This is a genomic window from Parendozoicomonas callyspongiae, assembly GCF_023502345.1.
In the GTDB taxonomy this organism is placed as follows: domain Bacteria; phylum Pseudomonadota; class Gammaproteobacteria; order Pseudomonadales; family Endozoicomonadaceae; genus Sansalvadorimonas; species Sansalvadorimonas callyspongiae.
Genome location: NZ_JAMFLX010000004.1, coordinates 1 through 24,374, shown reverse-complemented (window position 1 = coordinate 24,374; position 24,374 = coordinate 1). Strand labels below are relative to the sequence as shown.

General features: G+C 47.6%; 21 protein-coding genes. 4 read left to right on the top strand and 17 right to left on the bottom strand.

Annotation, left to right across the window (positions count from 1 at the left end):
- The first annotated feature begins 32 nt into the window (after positions 1-32).
- Positions 33-869 (top strand): YdcF family protein, encoded by an 837-nt coding sequence (locus tag M3P05_RS03935; RefSeq protein ID WP_249697963.1) that lies wholly within the window; start codon positions 33-35, stop codon positions 867-869.
- A gap of 243 nt (positions 870-1,112) precedes the next feature.
- Positions 1,113-1,349: a YdcH family protein gene (locus M3P05_RS03930; RefSeq protein WP_249697961.1), complete on the top strand. Its 237-nt coding sequence runs from the start codon at positions 1,113-1,115 to the stop codon at positions 1,347-1,349.
- Between the two features lie 65 nt (positions 1,350-1,414).
- On the opposite strand, the gene M3P05_RS03925 is transcribed toward M3P05_RS03930, so the two are convergent.
- The 4 genes from M3P05_RS03925 to M3P05_RS03910 all read right to left on the bottom strand — a co-directional run bounded on the left by M3P05_RS03925 (position 1,415) and on the right by M3P05_RS03910 (position 4,534).
- Entirely contained in the window at positions 1,415-1,690 is a 276-nt protein-coding gene (locus tag M3P05_RS03925) for a hypothetical protein (protein ID WP_249697959.1), read from the bottom strand.
- A gap of 50 nt (positions 1,691-1,740) precedes the next feature.
- On the bottom strand, positions 1,741-2,385 hold the full coding sequence (locus M3P05_RS03920) for a flavin prenyltransferase UbiX (protein ID WP_283777670.1): 645 nt from the start codon (positions 2,383-2,385) through the stop codon (positions 1,741-1,743).
- Complete coding sequence (gene mpl, locus M3P05_RS03915; RefSeq protein WP_249697957.1) at positions 2,382-3,746, bottom strand: UDP-N-acetylmuramate:L-alanyl-gamma-D-glutamyl-meso-diaminopimelate ligase; 1,365 nt, start codon at positions 3,744-3,746, stop codon at positions 2,382-2,384. Before mpl ends, M3P05_RS03920 begins: the two co-directional genes overlap by 4 nt.
- Before the next feature lie 296 nt (positions 3,747-4,042).
- Positions 4,043-4,534 (bottom strand): FKBP-type peptidyl-prolyl cis-trans isomerase, encoded by a 492-nt coding sequence (locus M3P05_RS03910; RefSeq protein ID WP_249697956.1) that lies wholly within the window; start codon positions 4,532-4,534, stop codon positions 4,043-4,045.
- 274 nt (positions 4,535-4,808) lie between these two features.
- On the opposite strand from M3P05_RS03910, the gene M3P05_RS03905 reads away from it, so the two are divergent.
- Positions 4,809-6,074 (top strand): 6-phosphofructokinase, encoded by a 1,266-nt coding sequence (locus tag M3P05_RS03905; protein WP_249697954.1) that lies wholly within the window; start codon positions 4,809-4,811, stop codon positions 6,072-6,074.
- A 101-nt stretch (positions 6,075-6,175) separates the two neighbouring features.
- On the opposite strand, the gene M3P05_RS03900 is transcribed toward M3P05_RS03905, so the two are convergent.
- The 3 genes from M3P05_RS03900 to M3P05_RS03890 form a co-directional block, all read right to left on the bottom strand.
- Complete coding sequence (locus M3P05_RS03900) at positions 6,176-6,631, bottom strand: YHS domain-containing (seleno)protein (RefSeq protein WP_249697952.1); 456 nt, start codon at positions 6,629-6,631, stop codon at positions 6,176-6,178.
- A gap of 96 nt (positions 6,632-6,727) precedes the next feature.
- Entirely contained in the window at positions 6,728-7,525 is a 798-nt protein-coding gene (locus tag M3P05_RS03895) for an alpha/beta hydrolase (protein WP_249697950.1), read from the bottom strand.
- A gap of 106 nt (positions 7,526-7,631) precedes the next feature.
- The gene (locus tag M3P05_RS03890; RefSeq protein ID WP_249697948.1) at positions 7,632-7,922 is read right to left on the bottom strand and encodes a hypothetical protein; all 291 of its coding nucleotides are present in this window, start codon (positions 7,920-7,922) and stop codon (positions 7,632-7,634) included.
- Between the two features lie 211 nt (positions 7,923-8,133).
- Between M3P05_RS03890 and M3P05_RS03885 the strand changes: the two genes are divergently transcribed.
- The gene (locus tag M3P05_RS03885; RefSeq protein ID WP_249697946.1) at positions 8,134-8,592 is read left to right on the top strand and encodes a methylglyoxal synthase; all 459 of its coding nucleotides are present in this window, start codon (positions 8,134-8,136) and stop codon (positions 8,590-8,592) included.
- A gap of 36 nt (positions 8,593-8,628) precedes the next feature.
- Here M3P05_RS03885 and M3P05_RS03880 read toward each other — a convergent pair whose 3' ends face one another.
- The 10 genes from M3P05_RS03880 to M3P05_RS03835 form a co-directional block, all read right to left on the bottom strand.
- Positions 8,629-9,162: a threonine/serine exporter family protein gene (locus tag M3P05_RS03880; RefSeq protein ID WP_249697943.1), complete on the bottom strand. Its 534-nt coding sequence runs from the start codon at positions 9,160-9,162 to the stop codon at positions 8,629-8,631.
- Complete coding sequence (locus M3P05_RS03875; protein ID WP_249697942.1) at positions 9,159-9,938, bottom strand: threonine/serine exporter family protein; 780 nt, start codon at positions 9,936-9,938, stop codon at positions 9,159-9,161. Before M3P05_RS03875 ends, M3P05_RS03880 begins: the two co-directional genes overlap by 4 nt.
- A gap of 177 nt (positions 9,939-10,115) precedes the next feature.
- Entirely contained in the window at positions 10,116-11,486 is a 1,371-nt protein-coding gene (locus tag M3P05_RS03870; RefSeq protein WP_249697940.1) for an MBL fold metallo-hydrolase RNA specificity domain-containing protein, read from the bottom strand.
- Between the two features lie 92 nt (positions 11,487-11,578).
- Positions 11,579-13,729 (bottom strand): two-component system response regulator, encoded by a 2,151-nt coding sequence (locus tag M3P05_RS03865; RefSeq protein WP_249697938.1) that lies wholly within the window; start codon positions 13,727-13,729, stop codon positions 11,579-11,581.
- A complete protein-coding gene (locus tag M3P05_RS03860; RefSeq protein ID WP_249697936.1) occupies positions 13,722-14,282 on the bottom strand; it encodes a chemotaxis protein CheB in 561 nt (186 codons plus the stop codon). The genes M3P05_RS03865 and M3P05_RS03860 overlap by 8 nt, the downstream gene beginning before the upstream one ends.
- On the bottom strand, positions 14,279-15,118 hold the full coding sequence (locus M3P05_RS03855; RefSeq protein ID WP_249697934.1) for a CheR family methyltransferase: 840 nt from the start codon (positions 15,116-15,118) through the stop codon (positions 14,279-14,281). Before M3P05_RS03855 ends, M3P05_RS03860 begins: the two co-directional genes overlap by 4 nt.
- Positions 15,115-19,290, bottom strand: coding sequence for a response regulator (locus M3P05_RS03850; protein WP_249697932.1), 4,176 nt, complete (start codon positions 19,288-19,290; stop codon positions 15,115-15,117). The genes M3P05_RS03855 and M3P05_RS03850 overlap by 4 nt, the downstream gene beginning before the upstream one ends.
- Positions 19,291-19,449: 159 nt before the next feature.
- Positions 19,450-20,310, bottom strand: a complete 861-nt coding sequence (locus tag M3P05_RS03845) for an OmpA family protein (RefSeq protein WP_249697930.1) — start codon at positions 20,308-20,310, stop codon at positions 19,450-19,452.
- 90 nt (positions 20,311-20,400) lie between these two features.
- Positions 20,401-21,762, bottom strand: coding sequence for a TolC family outer membrane protein (locus M3P05_RS03840; RefSeq protein ID WP_249697928.1), 1,362 nt, complete (start codon positions 21,760-21,762; stop codon positions 20,401-20,403).
- A 45-nt stretch (positions 21,763-21,807) separates the two neighbouring features.
- The coding region (locus M3P05_RS03835) for a type I secretion C-terminal target domain-containing protein (RefSeq protein WP_249697927.1) at positions 21,808-24,374 on the bottom strand (2,567 nt) is incomplete at its 5' end.

Sequence of the window (24,374 nt, the reverse complement as noted above, 5' to 3'; positions counted from 1 at the left end):
TGGCTGCATTCCTGCTGACAGGGATGTTGCTTATGTTTCAGGAAGAAACATTTGGTAAGGAAAGCGTTCCAGAACCATTCGACAGGCTGGGAGCGTTACTTGATATGCCAGAAGTTGATACCTGGCCTGAATATCGTGAGAAGTTCATGTCGCTCTGGGGACGAGCTCCCGGCCAGGAGCGATGGCAGCTTAAGGATGTCACACTTCCCCCTGAGAAACATAAACAGGTTATGGCTGTACTTGAAGAGTTCAGACTTATCAAACCCTGGCGGCCACAGCATGAAACCTATGACTATGGGGTGCTTCCCGGGGCAACTCTGACCAGTATGAAAGCCCGTCTGGAATGGCTGGCCCAGCTGTGGAAAGAAGGCATCCGATTCAGCAAACTGATTGTCCTAACTGGCCAGAGGCCGTTAACGCCCTCAATAGATCACTTTCCTGAAATTATGACCACCATCGCTCCCGATTCTGGAGTTAATTTCAATGATCCAAAGATTCAGCCCATGCATGAAACTGAAGCTGCACGGCTGCTTCTCGCTTTCTTTCCTTTGCCAAAAGGAATGGATAAAGTGCCCGTTGTTTATATTGATTCCCCCAGACAATGGCGGGGCAATAACTGGGAACGTAGCCATACCGGTGACACTGTTGATGAGTGGCTGAAACACAACCCCAAGCCAGGAAAAACTCTTGTGGTTTCTAATCAACCTTCTGCCCATTACCAGGAAGCGGTATTTCTGAAAGAACTTCCTTCATCTTTCGATGTGGAAATGACCACTCCTGCCCTTGCGTCGGATATCCCTCTGTCTGTTTTGCTTGATGCAGTTTCTGTATGGATTCGGACCACCGGAGATAAACCTCCCAAGCTGTAGTTCTCCCATTAATTAAGTGCAAAACTCTTCCAGCAGAAAATACTAGTGGAGAGGGGCATCAAACGCGGGCTCTTGAGGGTGCATCTTTACGTACTATGATTATCCCTACTGCATAAAAACTGCAATCAAAAGCACTCAACAGTTACATCCACGTAACATTGATTCATATCAACATCACTCTACTGCAAGTATGCGAGTCTGAAATCGGTATATGCTGACACGTCACTGGGGAGGGACACAGACATGATACCGGAAAAGCACGATCTCGCTGATGAGTTTCCGTCCTTTCGCGCACTTCTCAAAACCCTCGACAAATCCGATCCTGAATTCCACGAACTCTGCACCAGATACGAATCAATAGACCAAGAAATAGTTCACTACGAAACAGAAGCCGGCTGTTCAGACCATTACCTTGAAGATCTTAAGAAGCATCGCCTGAAGTTAAAAGACCAGATTTATTTCAAACTGACTCACCCCTGATATTGAGCAGTTATCAACCCACCGGGGATTGGTAACCCGGTGGGAAAACAATTCATCACTTAATATCAGTCATTTAACCGACCATCTTTAGATAGCAGCCAGATCATCAGAGTTTCACCAATTTCAGCAAGTTCTCGTCGCGTTAACTGAAAGCCCTCTATCATCTCCGAGGGGTATTCATGCTCGGTAAAATTACGATCAACAGTCCACTGTGCGGAATCGCTGCCTTCTTCTTTCTCTACAGTATCCAGCACAAGACTGAGATTACCCTTGGATGTTTCTTCCAGAGTGACCAGCATTCCATGGGTGGCTTTGCGGGCTAAATCTCGTTTCTTGGGCATTTTATTATTCTCAGTCTTTTGATCAGCGTTTCAGCATCGACAAGATCTAATTATCTAATATAGCTTTCTCCCCAGCGGGGCATAAGTTTTTGCTGAATTCCAAGTTGATTCAAAATACGTGCTACAACAAAATCAAAAAGGTCTTCAATCTTCTCTGGTTGATTATAAAAACCAGGGCTTGCCGGAAGTATCACTGCCCCCATTCGAGTCAGTTTAAGCATATGCTCAAGATGAATCTCGGAAAGAGGCGTTTCCCTGATAACAAGAATCAACTGGCGGCGCTCTTTTAAGGCAACATCTGCAGCGCGTTCAATCAGATTATTACTTGCGCCTGTAGCAATGGCAGATAGAGAACCAGTACTGGCCGGGCAGACCACCATCTGAGTAGGTGCCCCACTGCCGGAAGCAACCGGAGCCATCCACTGTTCCTGATCAAAAACCCGAATCTGTCCAGACTTGGCTCGAAAATGGTCGGTTAAAAAACCTTCCATCTGACGTGCTTTGCCGGGCAACTGTAAATCACACTCTGTCGCCGAGACCAGCTGGGCTGCCTTACTGATCATAAAGAACACATCATAATCAGCTGCAACCAGGCATTCCAGAAGCCTCCAGGCATACTGAACACCCGAAGCTCCAGTCATGGCCAGAGTGATTCGCTTTCTTTCTGCACTTTCCATGATTGCTTCTTGCGTCATTCTTCCAATCCGTTCAGGGCATCCACCAGTTTTTTATGAAGCCCACCAAAGCCACCATTGCTCATAATAACCAGATGTTCATCCGGGCGCCTCGTCGCCACAAGATGATTAACCAGGTTATCAATACTTGATTCTTTCGTTGCCGGAACCGGGCTTGCGGCTATTTCATCAGTCAGCGACCACCCCAAGCCATCTGGCTCAAACCAGATCACAGCTGATGCGGCGGCAGTTGCCGCTGCCAGCTGCCCTTTATGGATACCCATTTTCATGGTGTTGGAACGTGGTTCAATCACAGCCCTGATAACACCACTGTCTCCGACTCTTGCTCTCAGGCCTTCCAATGTGGTGGCTATGGCAGTTGGATGATGGGCAAAATCATCATAGACCTTAACACCTGCTGTCTCTGCCAACAGCTCCATTCGCCTCTTCACCCCTTTGAACTGGCAAAGCGCCTCGCAGGCTACGGCCGGAGTGACTCCAACATGACGGGCCGCAAGAATAGCAGCCAGAGCATTATTGCGGTTATGCTCCCCGGTATGGCTCCAGGATACTGTTTCAGACTCTTTACCTTCAATAAAGACCCTGAATTCACTGCAATCAGGCTTGATAGGCTCGGCATAAAAGGCCGTTCCTTCCCCAAACCTGCGTTGTTCACTCCAACACCCCATTTCCAAAACATCATCCAGATTGTTATCCGACACGGGAGCTATAACCTGTCCGGTGCCAGGAACAATACGCACCAAATGATGAAACTGGCGTTGAATATCAGCCAGTGAGCCGAAGATATCGGCATGATCAAACTCCAGGTTGTTCAGAATGGCTGTTCGGGGATGGTAGTGGACGAACTTGGAGCGTTTATCAAAAAATGCAGTGTCATATTCATCTGCTTCGATAACAAAGAACGGGGTATCACCCAGTCGGGCTGAAATTCCAAAGTTACCGGGCACGCCACCAATCAGGAAGCCGGGAGCCATACCGGCATATTCCAGAATCCAGGCCAACATTGTTGAGGTTGTGGTTTTGCCATGGGTACCCGCAGCAGCCAGAACCCAGCGGCCAGACAGTATATGATCTGCGAGAAACTGCGGGCCTGATGTGTAGGGGAAACCTTTATCCAGCAAATACTCGACAGCTGGATTTCCCCTGGTCATGGCATTGCCAACAACAACCATATCGGGGGCCGGATCAAGCTGCTCAGGATCATAACCTTCATGGAGAGCAATACCCTGCTCTTCCAGCTGGGTGCTCATGGGTGGATACACATTCCGGTCAGAGCCGGTAACCCGGTGACCGACTTCCTTTGCCAGCAGCGCCAGACTGCCCATAAATGTGCCGCAGATGCCAAGAATATGTATGTGCAAACGATCTATTCCCTGAGGTTTTCAGCCGTCTCAGTATCTAAAGCATTCACAGATCCCAAGACTTGTTGGACTATAAGCTCTCAGTTTAACAGGGTTCATGAATGCCATGAAATACACTCATCAATAATCAAATTAGAGCTATTACTCAGCTAATTTGATTATTGATAGTCTGTAATTGATATTTCCATACAAATGAAAAGTTAATTAGATAACCTCCTGCGCCTAAATCACGTTCATTATTATCTTTGCCAATATGTATCCCCGCCTGAACGGGGAAAACAACAACACTAAAATTGTTATGACTCTATTTCAAGCAGCTCAACATCAAAAATAAGAACAGAACCGGCTGGTATCTTTCCAACAGAACGCATTCCATACCCCAGCTCACAAGGAATAAATAAACGAGCCTTGGAACCGACGGACATCAGCTGAAGAGCTTCAGTCCATCCCGGAATAACCTGGTTCAAACCAAAACTGATAGGCTCCTTCCGTCTTACAGAACTGTCGAACTCTGTCCCATCAATCAAAGTACCGTGATAGTGAACCTTGACCCGACTGGTAGCACTGGGGTAATTCTCCCCATCGCCTTCAGCAAAAACCTGATACTGCAGCCTGCTGTCGGTAGTCACAACGCCATCCTTTGACTTATTTTGCTCAAGGAACTCCCGCTCTGTCTCCTGTCTTTCTGCGACTTCCTGCTTTATTCGGGCTGCACGGCGCTGCTGCACGAAATAGAAAACCAGAACGATGACTATTGTCAGAGCAAGTAAAGAGATATCCGATGTCATGCGATCAATCCAGTCTTAACTGCAAATAATTGCCGGTATCAAATCAGACGAAAGACCTTCAGAGCAAGAAAAATACTTGGGGCACCAAAATAGGTACACATGCTGACCAGAAGTGACCGGAAATTCCAGAACATTGGGAGTTTCAACACATGCTAAAGCACAGCCGTTAGAGTATGATGGCACCACCCAACAGCAAACTGAACACAAAAGAACAAATAAACACAGGAATTGCAGGCTGTGGGTTATCGCTGAACTTTTTTGGAGCTTGCACGGGATGTCCGTCAAAAATGCCTTCTACGCTCAATCTGGTGGCGTGACTGCAGTCATTAATGCCTCGGCCTGCGGTGTGATAGAAACCGCCCGCCGTCACTCCGATAAAATCGGAAAATTATATGCTGGCCATAATGGTATTCTGGGAGCTCTTAGAGAGGAGCTGATCGACACCTGCGAAGAAACCAACGACACCATTGCCTCACTGCGCCACACTCCTGGCGGTGCGTTCGGCTCCTGTCGTTACAAGCTTGCAAGAATTGAAGACAATGAAGCAGAGTACCAGCGCATTGTCGATGTCTTTAAGGCTCACAATATCGGTTACTTCTTCTACAACGGTGGCGGTGATTCCATGGATACCGCCTACAAGATTTCCCTCTACAGCCAGAAGGTAGGCTACCCCATCACCTGTATCGGTATTCCTAAAACAGTTGATAACGATCTTCCAGCTACTGATACCTGTCCCGGCTTTGGCTCTGTTGCAAAATACGTCGCTACTTCGGTGAAGGAAACTTCACGTGATATTGAATCCATGCATGAATCCTCAACAAAGGTGTTCATCATGGAGGTTATGGGTCGTCACGCAGGGTGGATTACAGCGGCGGCAGCTTTGGCGATGGAAGAGGATAATGACCCACCCCATATGCTTCTATTCCCGGAAATAGACTTCTGCCGGGAGACATTCCTCGCCAAAGTTGAGCGCATTGTCAATGAACACGGTTACTGTGTGATCGTTGCCTCAGAAGGTACGCATTATGCGGACGGAACTTTCCTTTCTGCATCCCGTTCCACTGACGCTTTCGGCCATGTTCAGCTCGGTGGTACAGCTCCAATTCTGGCCCGGATGGTTAAAGACTCCCTTGGCTACAAATACCACTGGGCAGTTGTCGACTACCTGCAGCGTTCAGCTCGCCATCTGGCCTCTGCTGTTGATGTTGAACAGGCCTATGCTGTTGGACGGGCTGCTGTTGAATTTGCACTCGAAGGCAAAAATGGAGTGATGGCTTCCATCGTTCGGGAAGACAGCGAGAACGACGAGTACGTCTGGAGTATTGGTGAAGCTCCTCTGGAAATGGTTGCTAACGTTGAGATGAAGATTCCCGAGCACTTTATTGCTCCTGATGGCCTTCATATCACCAAGGAGTGCCGGGATTACCTGCGCCCTCTGATTCAGGGTGAAGACTTCCCTCCTTTCAAGAATGGCGTTCCCGTATTTGCCAATCTCAAGAAAGTTCTTGAAGAGAAAAAACTGGAAGCTTTTGAAGTCTGATTCCAGTTGGACACAAATAAACGTATGGTCCGCCCCGTTGTTGCAATGATTATTTTAATGACGGGGCGAACCATACATTTTTATTCACATTATTCTACCCATTACTTGTTGAGATCCGGCCAGTTCTTGTCAGCCTTGGCGATAAAACCAGGAATATTAGTCAGCCACGTATCCTGAACAGACTTGTCGTAATTCAGGTACAGCTTGTCATCCACAATCTTCCAGTATTTTGGGTTACCTTCAACAAGGGTATCTTTTGCCGCAACAGCCCAGGAGCAGTGACCGCCATACTGCGGTGCATACTTGCGAGGATCTTTTTTGAATTTATCAAGATTGGTCTGGCTGGAGAACTGCCACTTTGCGCCACTCCATTCGTAAGTAAACTGATCCTTGCCCTCAACCGGTTTGCCTTCCGTGAAATAGGATACGGTGTCATAGCCACCCACTGCCTTGTTTCCACCAAACCAGCCACCGGTGTATATCACATCAGCCAGGGAAGCCTGGGATACCCCGAGACCAAGAGTCAAGCATATCAGTGCAGCAAAGCGTTTCAGCATAATCATTCTCCCACCGCGTTCATTCATTATGGTAGTGATACGCCGAACTGCCCGATTTTGGATTCAGGAAAGTTCACTTAGGTTCTGTTGACGTAATCAGGTCTCAGGACAGAGCTCGTCCTGGCTGACATCAACAACACCTTCCAACTGCAGCCAGGCTTCACACTGAGCAGCAATGATTTCCCAGCCTGGTTCTGAAGGCAGCCAGTGGGCATGGTTCTCCAGTTCCTGGAACTGGGCGCCAATATGCTGGGCAACTTTTTCACATACAGGTGCAGGTGTAATCCGGTCATTCTCTCCCACTAGTATGAAAACCGGACAATCAGGCTTGCTCTCAAGCTGGGTACTCGAGTGCATATCTAAAGGCCAGAACCCGATTTCAGCTGCTACCCGGCCTGATTCGTGAACCATATCCTGATAAAGCGCTGCCCTGACTTCGTCTGGCTGACCATTGAACAAAGCATAATCTGCTCCCCGTGGAGAGAGTTTCATCGCCTTGCGCCAGAATCGCCATTTACCAATAACTGCAGCGAATGTTTTCAGTACTGACCCATTGAGAACGTAGAAGCCTCGAGGAGCTGCGGGAGCTAATAGCACTGCTGCTGAAGCGAGCCTTTTCCCTGCAAGCAGCATGGCCAGCAAACCTCCCATAGAATGTCCAATCAGTATTGGTTTCTCAGGCAAGGCACTGACAAACAGTTCAAGATCTGCCAGATAGTCCCGAATACTGGTTTGGCCTAATTTCTGCAGATCCTGATCACGGCTGGCATGGTGCCGCAGGGCTGGCATATAAACGGTGTAGCCTTGGCGGGAAAGATATCGGTGAAATAAACGCCAGACCGAAGGCGTACTCCACATTCCGTGGATCAGTACGATAGGTGGTCGCTTAGTCATGGCTGAAGAGTCTGTTTATTAAAGTTATGACCACATGTTATGGGATCAATGCAAACGCAGCAACACTCTCCATGCTCCATGGATTGTCAACCGATAAACTATCTACTTAATTCTCATTAAATCCTTCCCAGAAAGTCTTGGCCTTATCGCCCAGCGTTTTACGAAGTTCTTCCGAGTTTTCCCAAGCTTCTTTCGCTGTTTCTGTACCCTTTTTGACCGCACAGGCTGCCCTTTTACCCAGACATCTGGTCTTACAGGTTGTCAGGCCATTTTCATCACCAATATTGGTAATTTGGCACTGGCTATCGCAAACAGTCTGCTGCTGTTCACAGTTTAGAATCTCAGCACTTACAATAACGGGTAACAAACCCAGAACCAGAGTCATCGCTCTAAGCATATTTATATCCCAGAGAAAATTAAAGAGCGGGAATCCTGACAGATTTTATCGAAAGAAAACAGGCTGCTCTTGATCCCCTCTCAATCAACTGGACCATGCTCCTCTAGATAACCGCTACAGCCCTTCTGCCAGATCTGATAACCTGCGCACTTTCGCCAACTGCCGACCATGGCGATAAACATGGTATCTGCAAACTGACCAGGATTCAGGCATGGAATATAAATCAGTCACTATGCCCGCTACCCGCAATATTGCACTGGTAGCCCACGACAATATGAAGCCAGCCCTGCTGGACTGGGTAGAGAAGCATCAGGAGCAGATCAGGAAGCACAAGCTCTACGCAACAGGAACCACCGGGGGCATGATTGCCAACCGCCTTGGTCTGAATATTAATACCCTGATAAGCGGACCCATGGGTGGGGATCAGCAGATCGGTGCACTTATCGCCACAGGCCAGATCGATACACTGATTTTCTTCTGGGATCCTCTGGAAGCACAGCCCCACGACCCTGATATCAAGGCTCTTCTGCGTCTGGCTGCAGTCTGGAATATTCCCGTTGCCTGTAACCAGGCCTCTGCAGACCTGCTGGTAACCTCAAAGCTGTTCGATACTGCTTTTGAGCGTCAGGCTCCAGACTATGATTCTTACGCATCTGGCCGCCCTTGCTGATTCCAGGTAATAGCCTGTAATGAAAAAAACCGGTGTTTAACCGGCTTTTTTCATTTTCTCATAAACGATTTCTTCAGTTCCTTCCATATCCATTGGCTTGGCAATATCCCTGATGCTCCGTCCTCGCAGCAGCAGGTTTGGAATTGACACTCCGAAGGCTAGGCAGAGAAACAGGAACGCTGTCAGCAGTCCGTTACTGATAATATCCAGAAGAACTTCCTGGTTAAGACCACCATCATGGGTAAACGCCAGCAAACCCATCATGGTGCGATAGGCATAAACTCCAGGAACCATAGGAATAACAGCAGGAATAGAGAACACGATAGCTGCCGCATGATATTTCCATGACAGCCAGATACTGATAATGCCAATTATGGCAGCGGAAACAAATGTTCCCTCAATCGTGCTCAGCCCCCATTCAAAAAAGAATAACCTCTGGGCAATTCCCAAAGCGCCAAGCCCGGCAATCACATGTAGGGTTCTTGAGGGCACAGAAAACAGAACTGCAAATGCAACAGCCGTGACAGCCGCCATAATCGCAGGCTCAACAACACCAATAAAACTGATCATAGTGAGCTCCCCAGAACCTGCAGCCCCAGCAACATACCGCCACTTAAGGCAAAGGAGATAGCTGATCCCATAGCCGTGCGCCCGATTCCAACACTCATATGGCCGTTAATCATATCGATAACACCATTGATCAAAGGCACACCCGGGATCAAAAACAGTACCGACGCAGCGATAGCAATGCCACTTGTCGGCCCCAGGTGCAGAGCACCTGCAAGCCCTCCAATCAAGGTGGCAACAAAAGCTGAACCGAGAACAACCAGGAAAGGATTCAGACGCCACTCAGCCAGCTGCATACGGGCTCGCAGGGCAATGCAGGAGGCCAGTGCAGTGACAGCGACAACTGGAATGTCTGCACCTGCATTACGGGCCAGGGCTCCACAACCAAGTCCAATCATCAGCAGGATAAACCAGCGCGGGTAATGGGGCATACCTTTTATGGCAGTGACGGCTTCCCTCACTTCCTGCAGGGAGAGATTTTCACGCTTGGTACGCCAGCTTAACTTACTGACCGCAGAAGCCATCGCAAGATGAACACCATGATTTTTCACCTTGCCAAACAAGGTGACAGAGTTTTCATCATTATGAATTGTCAGGGTAATACCTGAGAAAGAGATAAAAATATCCGGGGTGTAACCAAAGCTCTCAGCAAAGCGCTTAAGGTTTCGAACTGTTCGTTCTGTATGTGCACCGGCACTCAGAAGCAACACGCCAATATCTACCAAGAGACGAGCTGCTTCCCGAGAATGCGCCGTAGCATTGGCTTGTAAATCAATCATCAAGAGTACAGCTAAGAATTATTTTTCGAATGGAATCAGGCGCTATGACGTGAACTAACTCCGAGAAAAACGGGCTGAAGCAGCCATGAGCTGGAAATAGGCACTTTCCAACCCGTCCATCGGCTTACAATATAGAGATTTTGGTCAGATGCTTTTGACTGGCATCAACGACTATTTTCATAGTGCGTCAGGAATTGTCACAGTTTCATTGAGGGCAGGCACACGGGCTTCCCACCCAAACCTCTCTCGAATATGGTTTGCCAGATTATCTGATGACTCCGGCGTACCGTGATTTATCAGTATCTCTTTGGGGGGCTGCTTGATCTTACCCAGCCAACTCAGAATATCTTCATAATCACCATGGGCAGAGAGATTATCCAGCTTGTGAACTGAAGCCCTGACCGGGATATCCCGACCAAAAACTCGAATAGTTTCTGCACCGCTGATCAGCTTTTCCCCCCGTGTACCAGGAGCCTGAAAACCCATAAACACAATACTGTTTCTGTGGTTGGGAGCCAGAGTATTCAAATGGTGTACCACTCGCCCACCACTGGCCATGCCACTGGCAGAAATAATGATCGACGGGAATTTCTGGCTGTTCAGCGCGATAGAGTCTTCAACAGAACGAACATACTGTGTTCCCGCATCAATGCGCTCACAATCTTCACGGGTCAGCTTATGCTTATCAGGGTGTTTGAAGAAAAGGTCGGTCGCACTCTGCGCCATTGGGCTGTTTAGATATACCGGTATTTCCCGACGGATACGCCCGGAATCCTTTAGCTGTTGTATAAGATGCAATGCCAGTTGTACACGACCAACAGCAAATGCAGGTATCAGGACTGTTCCACCTTTTGATGTAGTCTGGTTGATTATCTTTTCCAGCTCAGGAAGCGGATCTTCATTGCTGTGCAGACGGTTGCCGTATGTAGATTCCAGCACCAGCCAGTCAGCACGCGGCATGGGTTCCGGTGGATACATTATTGGGTCTTCTGACCGGCCAAGGTCTCCACTAAAACTGAGAACATGCTTGCCATTAAACAGTTCCAGAGAACCTGCACCAATAATATGGCCGGCACGACGGAGCCGAAGGATTAATCCTCCCATCAGCTCATGTTGCTTATTCCAGTCCAGTGGCTGAAATAATTTCAGGGAACGATAGGCATCTTCTTCTGTATACAGAGGCATTGCTGGCTGGTGTTTGGAAAAACCCTTCTTGTTAGCGTAACGGGCATCTTCTTCCTGCAGAAAACCGGCATCGGGTAGCAGAACCTTACAAAGATCCCGAGTTCCTTCGCTGCAGTAGACTGGGCCATCAAAACCCTGCCGTACGAGAGCCGGAAGATAGCCGCTGTGATCAATATGAGCATGAGTGAGAATGACGGCATCAAGACTTTCTGCAGGTACTGGCAGTGGAGCCCAGTTACGCTCCCGCTCATTCTTAATGCCCTGATAGAGGCCACAGTCGACCAGAATTCGACGACCATGGGAGACCACTAGAGATTTGGAACCGGTTACAGTTCCTGCTGCGCCCAGAAACTTCAGCTGCATAGAAAACCTCTAATCATCCTGGATGGGTAATTTCAGAGTAACCTTATCAAAAAATATAGGTATTGACCGAAGTCCAACGTTACTCCGAATTGTCACTGCTGACGATTATTGGATGATGCGCCCTGAGATACAGCTTTACTGATCTCTGGAACAGTAAAGCTGTCAAAGTCGATACGAGTCACTGTTTCCGGTCTTCCCAGCAGGAACCCCTGAGCCCGGTCGTACTCCAGATCTTTCAGGAAAACCAGCTGCTCTGAAGACTCAACCCCCTCAGCAACAGCCCTAATACCCATATCGTGCGCCAGGTTGGTCATTGCTTTAAGGATTCCTTCAACCCGCTTGTCCTGGCCAATTTCACGGATATAAAGCTGGTCAACCTTCACAATATCCACAGGCAGCTTTCTCAGATAGTTGAGTGCGGATACACCACTGCCAAAGTTATCCAGAGCAATATGAACGCCCTGATCACGAAGAGAGTTCAGGGCTGCAATCAGTTTACCCGGAATATTGCTGACGATACGCTCGGAGACTTCCAGCTCCAGCTGTCCCGGTTCAAACCCATACTGCTCAATTGTTTTCTCAACCAGTTGCTGGAACTCCTGATCCTGACACTGGCTCAAGGAAAGATTGATCGCAAAAGTTACATCTTTGCGCTGGGCATCACTGCCACGCCAGCTCTGCATTTCTTGACTGGCATTTTCCAGAACCCAGCACCCCAGAGGCTTCATCAGGCGAAGCGATTCAACGACAGGAATAAATTCTTCAGGTAACAGAACCTTATCTTCATGGTGCCAGCGAAGTTGTGCTTCATATCCGGCAACAGTTCCAGATGCCAGGGACACCATAGGCTCATACACAAGCTCAAAACTACCGTTACGTACAGCATCTTTCAGCGCCTGCTCCTGCCTTGCACGACGGTGCCCTTCTGCTTGCATATCCTTGGTGAACATGCGGTAACCATTCCTACCGCCCTTCTTGGCGATATACATGGCGGTGTCTGCTGCTTTAATGAGTTCTGTCGCATCCTTTCCACACTCTGGCCAGGTGGCAATACCAACACTGGTACTGACATGTAGTTCCCTGCCAGCCAGAAGATGTGGCTTGGAGATGGAAGCCACAATTTTCTCAGCAATCAGCTGAACATCATCTGCCTGGGCAATATCATCCAGAACGATGGCAAATTCATCACCGCCAAGACGGGCTATCAAATCACCTTCACGCACGCATTTGTGCAGCCGCTCTGAAACACTGATTAAAAGGTCATCGCCCACATCATGCCCAAGGGTATCGTTGATCTGCTTAAAGTGGTCGAGATCGAGAAACAGCACCGCTGAACCACGCTCACGCCTTTCACTGCGAGCCAGCGAAGTGCCGATAAACTCCATAAACAGGCTGCGGTTGGCCAGTCCGGTCAGGGCGTCATATTTAGCCAGCTTGGTAAGATGCTCCTCAAGCTGTACCCGCTCGGTAATATCACGAAAAACAAGAACACCACCGGTAATCTCTCCGTCAACACCATGCATGGGAGAAAGGTTGAACTCGACCGGTTTGCTGTCACCAGCCAAGCGTTTCATCCGGCTGGTTTTCCGGTAAATCGGTTCAGACTTTTCTTCATCCAGCCACTGATGAATAAACCCTTCCACCCCCGGATCATAAAACCAGGGAAACACGGGCTTACCTTTTAGCTCTTTCTCATTGGCATCCAGAAGCTCAAGAGCAGCAGGATTTACAAACTCCACATCCCCATTTGGACTGATGCCAATAATTCCTTCACCGGCACTATCCAAAAGCAGCTGGTTCTTTTCGCTCATATTCCGCAGGTTATCGGTCAGTGCTTCCATTTCCAGCCGCTGCTGCTCCAGCTCCAGGAACACTTTCACTTTACCCAGCATAATATCGGGGTTTACCGGTTTGTAGAGATAATCCACAGCACCTGACTCGTAGCCCATGGTGACATGTTTATCTTCTTTGCTGATGGCAGTCACAAAGATAATGGGGATAGATGAGGTTGCCTTGTTGGCCCTCATCAACTGAGCGGTTTCAAAGCCATCCATACCTGGCATCTGAACATCCAGCAAAATAACGGCAAACCGGTGTCTTAAAACCTGAGAAAGTGCCTCTTCACCAGAGTTAGCCTTGATCACCTCAACATTGAGAGGTTTTAAAAGCTTGCCCATTGCCAGAAGGTTTTCCGGCTTGTCATCCACCACCAGCACTTTGGGCAACATATCCTTGTCACTCATTGGCAAACTCCAGTAATTTCTTGGTCAAATCACTCAACCCCAGCACAAAACCTGCTCCGCTCTTACCTAATGCGGCCCTTGGCATAACCGGCACCTCGGCGGTTTCCGGGTCTTGCACATAAACCTTTCCACCAGCTTTTCTAATAGCTTCAGCTCCTTCGGCCCCATCCCGGCTTGCACCTGTTAGCACCAGACAGAGAACTTCATCACCAAAAGCCAGTGCTGCTGATTCAAACAAAACATCCAGAGAAGGGCGGGCATGCATAACAGGTTCATCAATAGAAAGAGAAACTGAGCCATCAGTTTCCAAAAGCAAATGATAGCTGGGGGGGGCAACGATTATTGATCCTGCCTGAATATGTTCTTTATCTTCAGCCAAGTGCACATCCAGAGTCGTTCTGTTGTGCAGCCACTTCACCATATCGGTTCCGGAACCCGAGTCATGATGCTTTACCAGAAGAATGGGAACTGAGAAGTCTGCAGGCAAGCAGCTCAGCAAAGTTTCGAGGGCACGACTGCCTCCAGCTGATGCGCCGATAACAACAATTTTCATAATTGAAAACCCTGTTTCAATCGATAAATCTTCCACTCGTGTTCTACAGGCTCAAAGCTGTCCGCTACCGATGAAAAACGCATGGTTTCCCGGGGGCCAAGACACAGAAGCCCTCCGGGCAATATACTTTCCTTAAATAGATCCAGTACGCGATTCTGCAGATCCCGGCTGAAGTAAATCAGCACATTTCGGCAGAGCACCAGATTCATTTCCCCGAATGCGTGATCCGTTACCAGATTGTGGTTGGCGAAAGTAATATGCTGCTGCAGAGTCCGATCCATTCGCAGAGAGCCATAACGCTGGAAGCAGTAGTCTGACAGATCCCCTTCTCCCCCGCTTTCCTTAAAGTTTCTTTGCCAGGTATCAAGAAGTGGAGAGTCATATATGCCTCTTCGAGCCGTTGTCAGCGCCTCTTCGTTATAATCAGTCGCATAAATCTGGCTGCGGGAAAGCAAACCGGCTTTGTGAAGCATAATCGCCATGGACCAGGCTTCCTCACCTGTCGCACAACCTGCATGCCAGATTTTGATAAAAGGGAATGTTGCCAGCCACGGAAGAACCTGTTCTCTCAGGTATTTAAAAAAGGGAGGATCCCGAAACATCTCAGTCACAGGAACAGAAAGGCTGCGCAACAGGTCAGCAAAAGCCTGTTCATCCTTGAGAATAATTTGCTTAAGATTTTCTACACTCTCGATATTAAACGACTGCATATGGCGATGAATGCGTCGATTAAGCGAAGCAGGTGCGTAACCACTGAAGTCATAACCATACTGCGCAGTCATAGCTTCAAGCAGGTTGTTCACATCCTGAGATGATCTGGGTACGGGACTGGTCATGCTTCGCTCCCGTTTCCTCCCTGAAGCCAAACTTTCAGCATTCCGACCAGCTTGTCGATATCGACAGGTTTGGTGAGATAGTCTGAAGCACCTGCCTGAATGCATTTGTCACGATCATCAGCCATGGCCTTGGCCGTAAGTGCTATCACTGGTAGGTTCTTAAAGCGTTCCTGTTCTCTTATTTTCTTGGTTGCCTCATAGCCATCCATCACCGGCATCATGATGTCCATCAAAACAACTTCTATGGATGGATTTTTCTCAAGCTGCTCCAAAGCCAGTTCACCATTATCGGCGATAGTTATATCCATCTCGAAACGCTGAAGCGCCTTGGACAAGGCGAAGGTGTTTCGCAGATCATCATCAACCAGTAATACTTTGCGCCCCTTCAACTGGGAATCACCTGTAACAGGTTTCACAGCTGGCTTGCGGCGTTTTGAGGCTGGTTTGGCAACACTGTTCAGGAACAGCTGAACTTCATCTTTAAGACGCTGGTCAGAGCTCTCCTCGCCTTTCACCACCATTGTTCCGGAGGATTGTCCAAGCTCTTTAAAGCGTTCACGATCAATATCTTCCGAGGTGTTAATAATGACTGGCGGCAGACTGTCTCCAAACTCTTCTTTCAGCGACTGCAGCAGTTTATCTCCTGACTCATCAGGTAGATTCAATTCAAGAATAATGCTGTTAAAGCTGTGCTCTTTAATCAAAGTTCTCGCATAAGCAGCACTTTTTGCCGTTATCAGTTCGCACTTTCCTCCCAGGAAAGTGTTGATCTTCTCAGCAACATCGTCATCCGGATCTATAACCAGAATTTTTTCAAACCTGGATGTTTTTTTCAGTTCACCAAAAAGAGAAGTCAGCTGTTGTGTATCAACCGGCTTCATAAGGTAATCCACAGCCCCCAGTGACAGGAGTGCATCATCAGCATCCCGACCCGAGATAATATGGACGGGGATATCTTCTGTTTCCTTGGTTTTCTTAAGAGTTTTCAGAACGTCTTTACCGTCCATATCCGGCAAACCAAGATCCAGAATAACCGCACGAGGGTGATGTTTATTGCTAAGTTCAAGGGCTTCCTTGCCGGTTCCAGCTATCAAACATTTGCTACCATGATTTTTGGCAAGGCGGAACACGACTCGGGCAAATTCCGGGTCATCTTCAACAACAAGAATTGGACAATCTCCATCCAACCTATCCCTGTCATCTTCAGTAACCTCTTCAGCTGGAGCTGGAGCTGGAGCTGGAGCTGGAAGAGCTTCTGTTTTATCAGTACGTTCAACAACTTCATCAGAAGGTTCAGATTTATTTGGAAGCAGCAAACTGAAAGTGGAGCCTTCACCACTCTCACTAAACAAGCGCATCTCCCCACCTAACAAACGTGACATTTCCCGGGCAATTGAAAGCCCTAACCCTGTTCCACCGTACTTTCTACTGGTTGAACCATCAGCCTGCTGGAAAGCTTCAAAAATTGCCCCCTGTTTTTCCTTAGGAATACCAATACCGGAATCCTGCACACCAAGGCTAATGGCACCATGGGTGCAAAGCTCCTTACTACTAAATTCATCTCCTGCGGGCATAAGCTCAACATTTAGTTTGATACCGCCTTTTTCCGTAAACTTGAATGCGTTCGACAGCAGGTTTTTCAGAATCTGCATAACCCGCTGGCTGTCCGTGTGGAGATTAATAGCTGTATCTGTTTTTCTAACAATCTCGAAGTAGAGATTTTTGTCCTTGGCTATCGGTTTAAACTGGTTATCCATGGATTCCAGCATGCCATCCAGAGAGGTTGGCTCTACATGAACAGAGAGCTTGCCAGCCTCAACTTTGGACAGATCGAGAATATCGTTGATCAAGCCAAGCAGGTCATGGCCAACCTTATGGATAACCTGGGCAGATTCTTCCTCATCCTCATCAAGGTGGCCTTCCACATTATCTGCAAGCATCTTGGCCAGAATCAGCATACTGTTTAGAGGTGTTCGCAGCTCATGGGACATATTGGCCAGGAACTCGGATTTGTATTTGCTGACCTGTTCCATCTCGTCAGCCTTACGCTCCAGTTCTTTACGAGACTGTTCAATCTCGGCGTTCTTGATTTCAATCTCTTCTTTCTGATGAAACAGCGATTCGCTTTTCTCTTCCAGCTCAGCGTTAGCTCGTTGCAATTCATCGGACTGGGTCTTCAGTTCTTCTTCCGACTCACCCAGGATTCTGGTCTGATGCTCCAGCTCTTCGTTTGCTGCACGCAGATCTTCCTGTTGTTGCTGAAGTGCTTGCGTCTGGTGAGTGGTCTTATCAAGAAGTTCCTGAACGCGATCCCTTGCCTGCGAGGTGTTGATCGCAATTGCTATTCCCTCAACAGCCGCTTCAAGAAACTCTTTCATTTGTTCTGAAAGATCACCAAGAAGGGCAAATTCCATAACCCCTTTTACTTCGTCTTCGTATATCAATGGCAGAACAAAAATCCGGTCTGGAGTTCTACCACCAAGGCCAGACTCAATTGTGAAATAGTCTTCCGGAACCATTACGGTTAAAGCCTGTTTTTCCAGCGCAGCCTGACCGGGCAGTCCTTCCCCCAGAACAAAGGCACTTCCAATTTTTCTGCGCATGGAGAGGGCAAAACTGCCCATCATCTGCAAACGGCGACCGTCGGCCATGACATACATGGCACCCATGGGAATTTCGAGATAACGGCATAACGCAGTGACTATATTTCGGCACAGCTCCGCCATGCTTTGCTCGCCACGTATAGTCTCATTCAGTTTGGCAACTCCGCTCTGCTGCCAGTTACGTTCTTCATTATTGGCACTGATACTTTGCAACCGGTCTGTCATAACCTGGAAGCTATGGGAAAGCTCACCGATCTCATTCGCCTGATGAATAATCTCTCCCTTACTGTACTCTCCAGCTGCAACTCTGTTTGCCCATTCCGTTATGGTACGAACAGGCTTGGTAATTCGGCGGGTAATCAATCCTGCAATGGTGAAAACAAGCAGGCCGGTAATGCTAATAATGATAAGAAGCTGATTTCTGAAAAGAATGGCTGGTGCCAAAGCGGTGTTGTAATCCATTTCAGCAATCAATACCATAGGGGTGTCGGTTATCTGAATATGGCGTGAGACACCCAAAACCTCCCTACCATCTTTGTTTTTGTATACGAAAATATGAGATTTACTGGAGCTGTTAGCTTCACTCTCTCCCATCTCATTCATGCCTTGTCCATCAACCATATCTTCATGGTCATGTTCATCAGCATGATTATGCTCCTCTATATGGTTTTCATAGCCATGGGTATCCTCAATATACTGGCCATGTTGGTCAAAATGAGTAAGCCATTCCTTTACTGGCGCCAGTTGTAACGGGGCTTCGGAAGAAAACATCTGTCGATCGGGATAGAAGCGAATCCGCTTATCCTTGCCGACAATATAAGCATCCACGTGTGCACTGATGCCAAGACTCTGGCTCAACAGGAAACTGATATCATCCCGCGCCCAGATTTGGGCCGCGATAAATCCAAGAGGCTGTTCCCGATCATCGACAAGAGGCATGACGAAGAAGCTTACCTTCTCATCCCCAGCCGGAGGATATACTTCCTGGTCAGAATAGAGTCGCTGGTCATTTTCAATCGATTTATGAACCGTTTCTGCAAAAAGAGAACGACTCAGTTCACCAGTAAACAGGTTCTGCCCAAAGTCGCTATAACGGCCCACTGAATAAACGAGATTGCCATCAACATCACCAATCAACACATCGGAGTAATCATAAAAACGCATGAGATCAATAAACTCATGGCTGTATCGACCAACAATCTCCGAATATTCGAGGCTGCTCAGAAGATCTTCCGCTTCTATGTTGTTTGATGTCTGTAATTCTTTAATTTCCTGCAGGAAATCAGCTGCCTTACCACTCCGGAAGTGCATATTCACCACAATGTCATCAAAATAGTCACCTATCTGGCGGCTAAGCATCAGACTGATGGTGGACATCTCTTCATGACGTGCTTCGAAAATACTGTCCCTGGCATTGTTGTACTCAATCATCCCCACAATGATCAGGGGAGCCAGTGAAAGAAGCATGAACCAGCTGAACAGCGTACGAGCCAGACCACGGCGGACCTTCTTCTTTTTAGAGAGGTTCCCTTTAGAAAGATTCTTTTTGGTCTCTGCTGTTGATGACATATTTTGGACTTCCGGCTGATATCAAAACAGGCCACAGGCAGCTCTTGTCGGGGTTTTGACCCCATTTCCCGAACTTACCAGGCATCTGAATTGTCATCGGCAATATCAACCGTGGCTGGATGCCTAAATCGGCATCCAGCAGGAGAGGTTTGAGGAGAATTACTCGCGGACTATCTTAAGTTCTACCCGACGATTCTGGGAGCGCCCTACACGAGTAGCGTTATCAGCAACAGGCTCCAGTTCACCGGCACCGGAAACCGTGAAGATAGACGCGTCAATTTCAGATTTCACCAGAAAATCCCTGACAGACTTGGCTCTCTCAAGCGAGAGGTTCTTGTTGTAAATATCAGGACCAGAGCTATCTGTATGCCCTGTGATACTGATCTGGATGGCTGGATTTTCTTCCAATACTTTGGCCTGATCCAGCAGAACTGACTCAGCCTGACCGGTCAGATTGGCAGAATCAAACTCGAAGTTCACTCCTTGCAAAACAATTGTCTGAACCTTCGGACAGCCCTTATCGTCAACTTTGGTACCTTGTGGAGTTCCGGGGCAGAGGTCATCAGCATTAACAACCCCATCAATATCATCATCTTTCACAGTGGCAACAACAGGCTTGTCCGGAGGGCAGCCGTTGGCATTAACTGGAGTTCCTTTGGGCGTTTCGGGACATTGATCGCGGTAATCGGCAACACCATCACCATCGCTGTCTTTAGCGCAGCCTTTTTCATCCACGGGAGCATACTCGGGTGTTCCCGGGCACTTATCCGACATATTGGATACGCCATCATTGTCATCATCATCATCGATCATGGCACAGACCAAAGCCCCTACAAGGGCACCGCCGACAGCACCCTTAACGGCATCGCGTCCTTCATTCATACTGCCAGCACCACCGCCAACAGCAGCACCTGTTACAACACAAGTTGCCGCTCTTTCAAAAGGAGTCATGCTGGAACAGCCTGCAACCAGCATAAAGGCCAGGGCTGTCATCAGCCCTCTGGATAATATTGTTTTCACGTTCTTGTTATCCTTGTTTTTTATCGAAATGCCTTTTCTCCCCCAATGAACAGCGAAAAGGCATTCATGGGCTCACTCAAAACACTGACATCATTCCTGATTCAGCTGCGCAACTGTCAAACCACATTTGTTCTCAACCGGAAGAGTGGCTTCCATACTCTTCAACAACGCACCTTCACTGTGGAGCAGCCGGAACTTACTGTAGAGCAAATCATAATCAGCCTGAAGCCTGGAGTTTCCTGCAGTAAAATATTCGTTCTGGCTATCAAGCAGATCCAAAAGCGTACGCTGATTGTTATCAAACTGCTGATTGTAAAGATCAACTGCTTTACGGGCATTCTGCTCATGTGCCGTCAGCTGCTTAAGACGAGTTGTGCCGCTATCAACAGCAACCCATGCAAGACGAACTTCTTCTTCAATCTGGCGAACAGCCCTGTTACGGATTTCGAGAGCTTCATTAATCAACTTACTGGTCTGGTTCTTACGGGCTTTGTCTGCACCACCGTTATACAGATTGTACGACATACGCAACATGGCGGTATGATCGTAGGTTGTGCCCTTTCCAGCATCCTGATCCTTACCCCAGGTTGCACCCAGCTCAGCAGTAAAAGTAGGCATGAACCGGCTCTTACTGGCTTCATACTGAGCCTGTGCCTCATCAACATCAGCTTTGGTTATCTGCATAACCGGGTGGCTGGTAGAAGCCTGATTCAAAGCTTCGTCTAAAGAGCTGGGTAATACAGGGGGTACAACTGGACGCTCAAAGCTTGATGGTAGATTACCGACAACGCGGTGATACACAGCCTTGGCATCCTGTAGCCGAGCTTCAGCGGAAATCAGATTGGCTGTGGCTAACAACAAACGTGAGTCGGCTTGAGCGATATCAGCTCGGGTTCCCATATCTTCGCCACGTTCATGAACCAGCTTAACAACCCGTTCATGCTCTTTTGCATTCAGACGAGCATTTTCAACCAGTTTCTCAGCAACCATCACATCGGTATAAGCCTGAGCAGCCTGCAAACCGATATCTTCAGAAATCGAACACACTTCATATTCTGAAGCTTCCTGACGGGCTAACTGCCGATCAACTTCACGGCCAGTGGCAAAACCATCGAAGATAATCTGCCTTGCGGTGATGGCACCTTCACGGCGGGTTCGGTTCTGATGTTTTTTATCATGCCGCTGTGGAGTCGCATTATATGCGCCCAATGTCGTAGCATTACGGCTGTTTTCGTAACCTACACCTGCCGTTAAGTCGACAGTAGGCAGATAACCTGCCCGAGCCTGTCGCAACTCATCTGAAATTGCATCAGCACCAACAGTTCTAATCAACACATCCGGGTTGGTTGCCAAAGTCATATTTACGACATCGGTCAGAGATTCGGCCTGAGCACTTGCTGCAGTAATTAGCGAGACTGCTAGCGTTAGCCCCTTTATATGTAACCTTTTCATTTTATCCCTCCCCATGGGATTTTTTCTTGTTATTTGTTTTTTTCTTTATACGATCAGTTGGCCGCTGTTAATCAATTGTGTTAATACATCCGTTTGATCCACTCCATCAGAACCTGGGTCATTCCATTCATTCTGAGCAACACCTTCCAAAACGATATTCAGGGTGAATGTGTCAACGTTAGAAGAATTAGAAACAGGCACCGTATGGGTATAACTGATGGTTGTATCAGCACCACCATTGGTGAAGCTAATTCCCAGCAGGTTTTCCAAGTCTTGCAGTGTGAAACCAGTCTGAGGGGCCTCTAACAGATTACTGAAATCGAGCCGATCTCCTGAACCTGCCCCATCAGCTAGCTGGAAGTCTTTAATCTCATCTCTCTGCGTATACTGATGGTTATTCAGCATCCCCAGATCAACAAGATCAGCTACATGCCAGGCAAAGGTATCTTTTCCAGAGCCACCAATTAACTGGTCATCACCAGAACCACCTCTGATGTAGTCATTACCAGAACCACCATCAATTACATCATTACCTTCCTGGCCAAAGATATAATCATCTCCTGCGCCACCATTGATTTCATCATCTCCTCCTTCACGTCTGGCTCCACCGGATGCAACAGTTTCAGCGGCTATTTCCTGCTTATGGGTGTTGATGTAATCGATAGTATCCTGGCGTGACCAGTCAGGATCATTATCCTCTAAGTGCTCGAAAACAGACCAACCACTGCCTTCAGGCAAATTAATGCCTTTATCATCAGCTAGCAGGTCAGTATTAAGAACATCTCCATAGATGATGTCACTTCGGCTACTACCCTCAATATGGTCATCACCAACAGGAGAGATATTTATTAGAGGTGGAATCTGTTGAAGCGCCTGATTAAGCCCCGAAGTATCCGTTAGCAGAATTGCATCTGACTTAGAGTCAATCTCATTGAGATAGCCAGCCTTATTTGTACCTGCGCTGACCCCGATTCCAACAGCTACAACAAGACTCAACTGCTGTAGTTTTTCAATTTCGTTCCTTTGATCATCTTGGGCCTTTCCTCGAATATGCTCCATTGCCTGCTCTGACCTGATAAAAGGAGTTAGACTCCCGTCCTTATCCAAGGCTTTATTAGGTGCACCATCAGTTATGAAGTAGCTATAGTTCGTTACATTCGAATTTGGGTTCGGCAGCCAGGCAATAGCTTTATCCATTGCAGCTTCATAATTTGTACTGCCGCCATAATAATTGTCACCCTCAACATCATCCATGGTTGCAAGAGTATCAAGTGCAGCTTTATAACCACCTGCTGCATTGGGGTTACTACCATTGATAGTGAATGTTCCCAAAGAAACGGCGTTAGTATCAAAGTCCACTATATGTACTTTAACGACACCTCCTTTATAGTTTTGATTTCTGATTGAAGTGAGCAGGTTGCTGACAGCTTCAACCATATCTTCAAGATCACTCTTATCCATTGACCCTGAAGTATCCAGCATCAAGGCAAAGTTATAGTCATGGGTTACAGGTATTGTAGATGAATCTCCAGCATCACCTGCAATCACAGCTTTTACTGCACCTTCAATATCACCAGAACTTTCACCATTACTCTTTTCGCCAACAACCCATTGAGGGCCAGCTGCATTTGGCAGCCCTGCATCATCTACATCACTTCCAACCAGTAGTGTTTGATGAGTAGCAATAGTTAATGCACAACTTGAACTATCACTATCGCTGTCAGTAATGGTATATCCAAACTGCATCCCGTCAGCATCATGGTTCAGTTCCTGATATTGAACGAAACTGTACTCACCCGTTGCCTCATCCAGGTTGAGTACAAAGGCAAGACCATCCTGCGAGTTATTACCGTCTTCAGGAGTGGCATCATATATGCCGGTAATTTTGTTTCCATCAACGACAAGATTTACAGCAGTACCATCGGCAAGTGTTATGGTCTCTGTCTGGGTACTGTTAAGTGCTATAGACCCTGATCCATCTGCTCCATACTCTGCGTTAATATTGCCTGAAACCTGCCCAATAACATCAGGTCCGGTAAACCTCACCTCCTTCACATGGAAGTCACTATTATCGGTTGTGGAGCCAACTGTGTGATCAACTGCTTTAATCACCATTCGGTCAAAAACAATACCGCTGAGATCAAACTGTTGTGCTTGATTACCGGTATCCTGACCTGCGGTAAATGGTCTTGAGGCAACTTCTACACCATTGAGGTAGAACAAAGCGATACCTTTTTCACCCTCGCCGGAATAGAACTGAGACAGTTTTACATCCACACTTGTTGCTACATTTTTCCCCAAGTCAAATATAAGGGACTCAGAACCGTTTTTGGCATCACTGTAGTTGATTTCCTGCAGGCGCCCATCTTCGCCATTTACAACATTGGGGTAAGATGTGGATTCATCATCAGACCAAACACCAGCACCGTCACCATCGATGTGAATCCTGGCTGCATTATTATCATAATCAGTTGCATTAACAGTAACTCCCTGATCGTTAATGATTCCTGCATGACTATGACTTCCAGTCAAATCGATTGTGATACTGAATCCATCAGTTGGTTGTGCTGGCTCATCAATAGTTGGATTGCAACTGGGCACATCATCGGTCA

Coding starts and splice junctions, on each gene's coding strand:
- M3P05_RS03935 (WP_249697963.1), top strand. CDS start 33: ATGTTTCAGGAAGAAACATTTGGTAAGGAAAGCGTTCCAGAACCATTC.
- M3P05_RS03930 (WP_249697961.1), top strand. CDS start 1,113: ATGATACCGGAAAAGCACGATCTCGCTGATGAGTTTCCGTCCTTTCGC.
- M3P05_RS03925 (WP_249697959.1), bottom strand. CDS start 1,690: ATGCCCAAGAAACGAGATTTAGCCCGCAAAGCCACCCATGGAATGCTG.
- M3P05_RS03920 (WP_283777670.1), bottom strand. CDS start 2,385: ATGACGCAAGAAGCAATCATGGAAAGTGCAGAAAGAAAGCGAATCACT.
- M3P05_RS03910 (WP_249697956.1), bottom strand. CDS start 4,534: ATGACATCGGATATCTCTTTACTTGCTCTGACAATAGTCATCGTTCTG.
- M3P05_RS03905 (WP_249697954.1), top strand. CDS start 4,809: ATGTCCGTCAAAAATGCCTTCTACGCTCAATCTGGTGGCGTGACTGCA.
- M3P05_RS03900 (WP_249697952.1), bottom strand. CDS start 6,631: ATGCTGAAACGCTTTGCTGCACTGATATGCTTGACTCTTGGTCTCGGG.
- M3P05_RS03895 (WP_249697950.1), bottom strand. CDS start 7,525: ATGACTAAGCGACCACCTATCGTACTGATCCACGGAATGTGGAGTACG.
- M3P05_RS03890 (WP_249697948.1), bottom strand. CDS start 7,922: ATGCTTAGAGCGATGACTCTGGTTCTGGGTTTGTTACCCGTTATTGTA.
- M3P05_RS03885 (WP_249697946.1), top strand. CDS start 8,134: ATGGAATATAAATCAGTCACTATGCCCGCTACCCGCAATATTGCACTG.
- M3P05_RS03880 (WP_249697943.1), bottom strand. CDS start 9,162: ATGATCAGTTTTATTGGTGTTGTTGAGCCTGCGATTATGGCGGCTGTC.
- M3P05_RS03875 (WP_249697942.1), bottom strand. CDS start 9,938: ATGATTGATTTACAAGCCAATGCTACGGCGCATTCTCGGGAAGCAGCT.
- M3P05_RS03870 (WP_249697940.1), bottom strand. CDS start 11,486: ATGCAGCTGAAGTTTCTGGGCGCAGCAGGAACTGTAACCGGTTCCAAA.
- M3P05_RS03865 (WP_249697938.1), bottom strand. CDS start 13,729: ATGAGTGACAAGGATATGTTGCCCAAAGTGCTGGTGGTGGATGACAAG.
- M3P05_RS03860 (WP_249697936.1), bottom strand. CDS start 14,282: ATGAAAATTGTTGTTATCGGCGCATCAGCTGGAGGCAGTCGTGCCCTC.
- M3P05_RS03855 (WP_249697934.1), bottom strand. CDS start 15,118: ATGACCAGTCCCGTACCCAGATCATCTCAGGATGTGAACAACCTGCTT.
- M3P05_RS03850 (WP_249697932.1), bottom strand. CDS start 19,290: ATGTCATCAACAGCAGAGACCAAAAAGAATCTTTCTAAAGGGAACCTC.
- M3P05_RS03840 (WP_249697928.1), bottom strand. CDS start 21,762: ATGAAAAGGTTACATATAAAGGGGCTAACGCTAGCAGTCTCGCTAATT.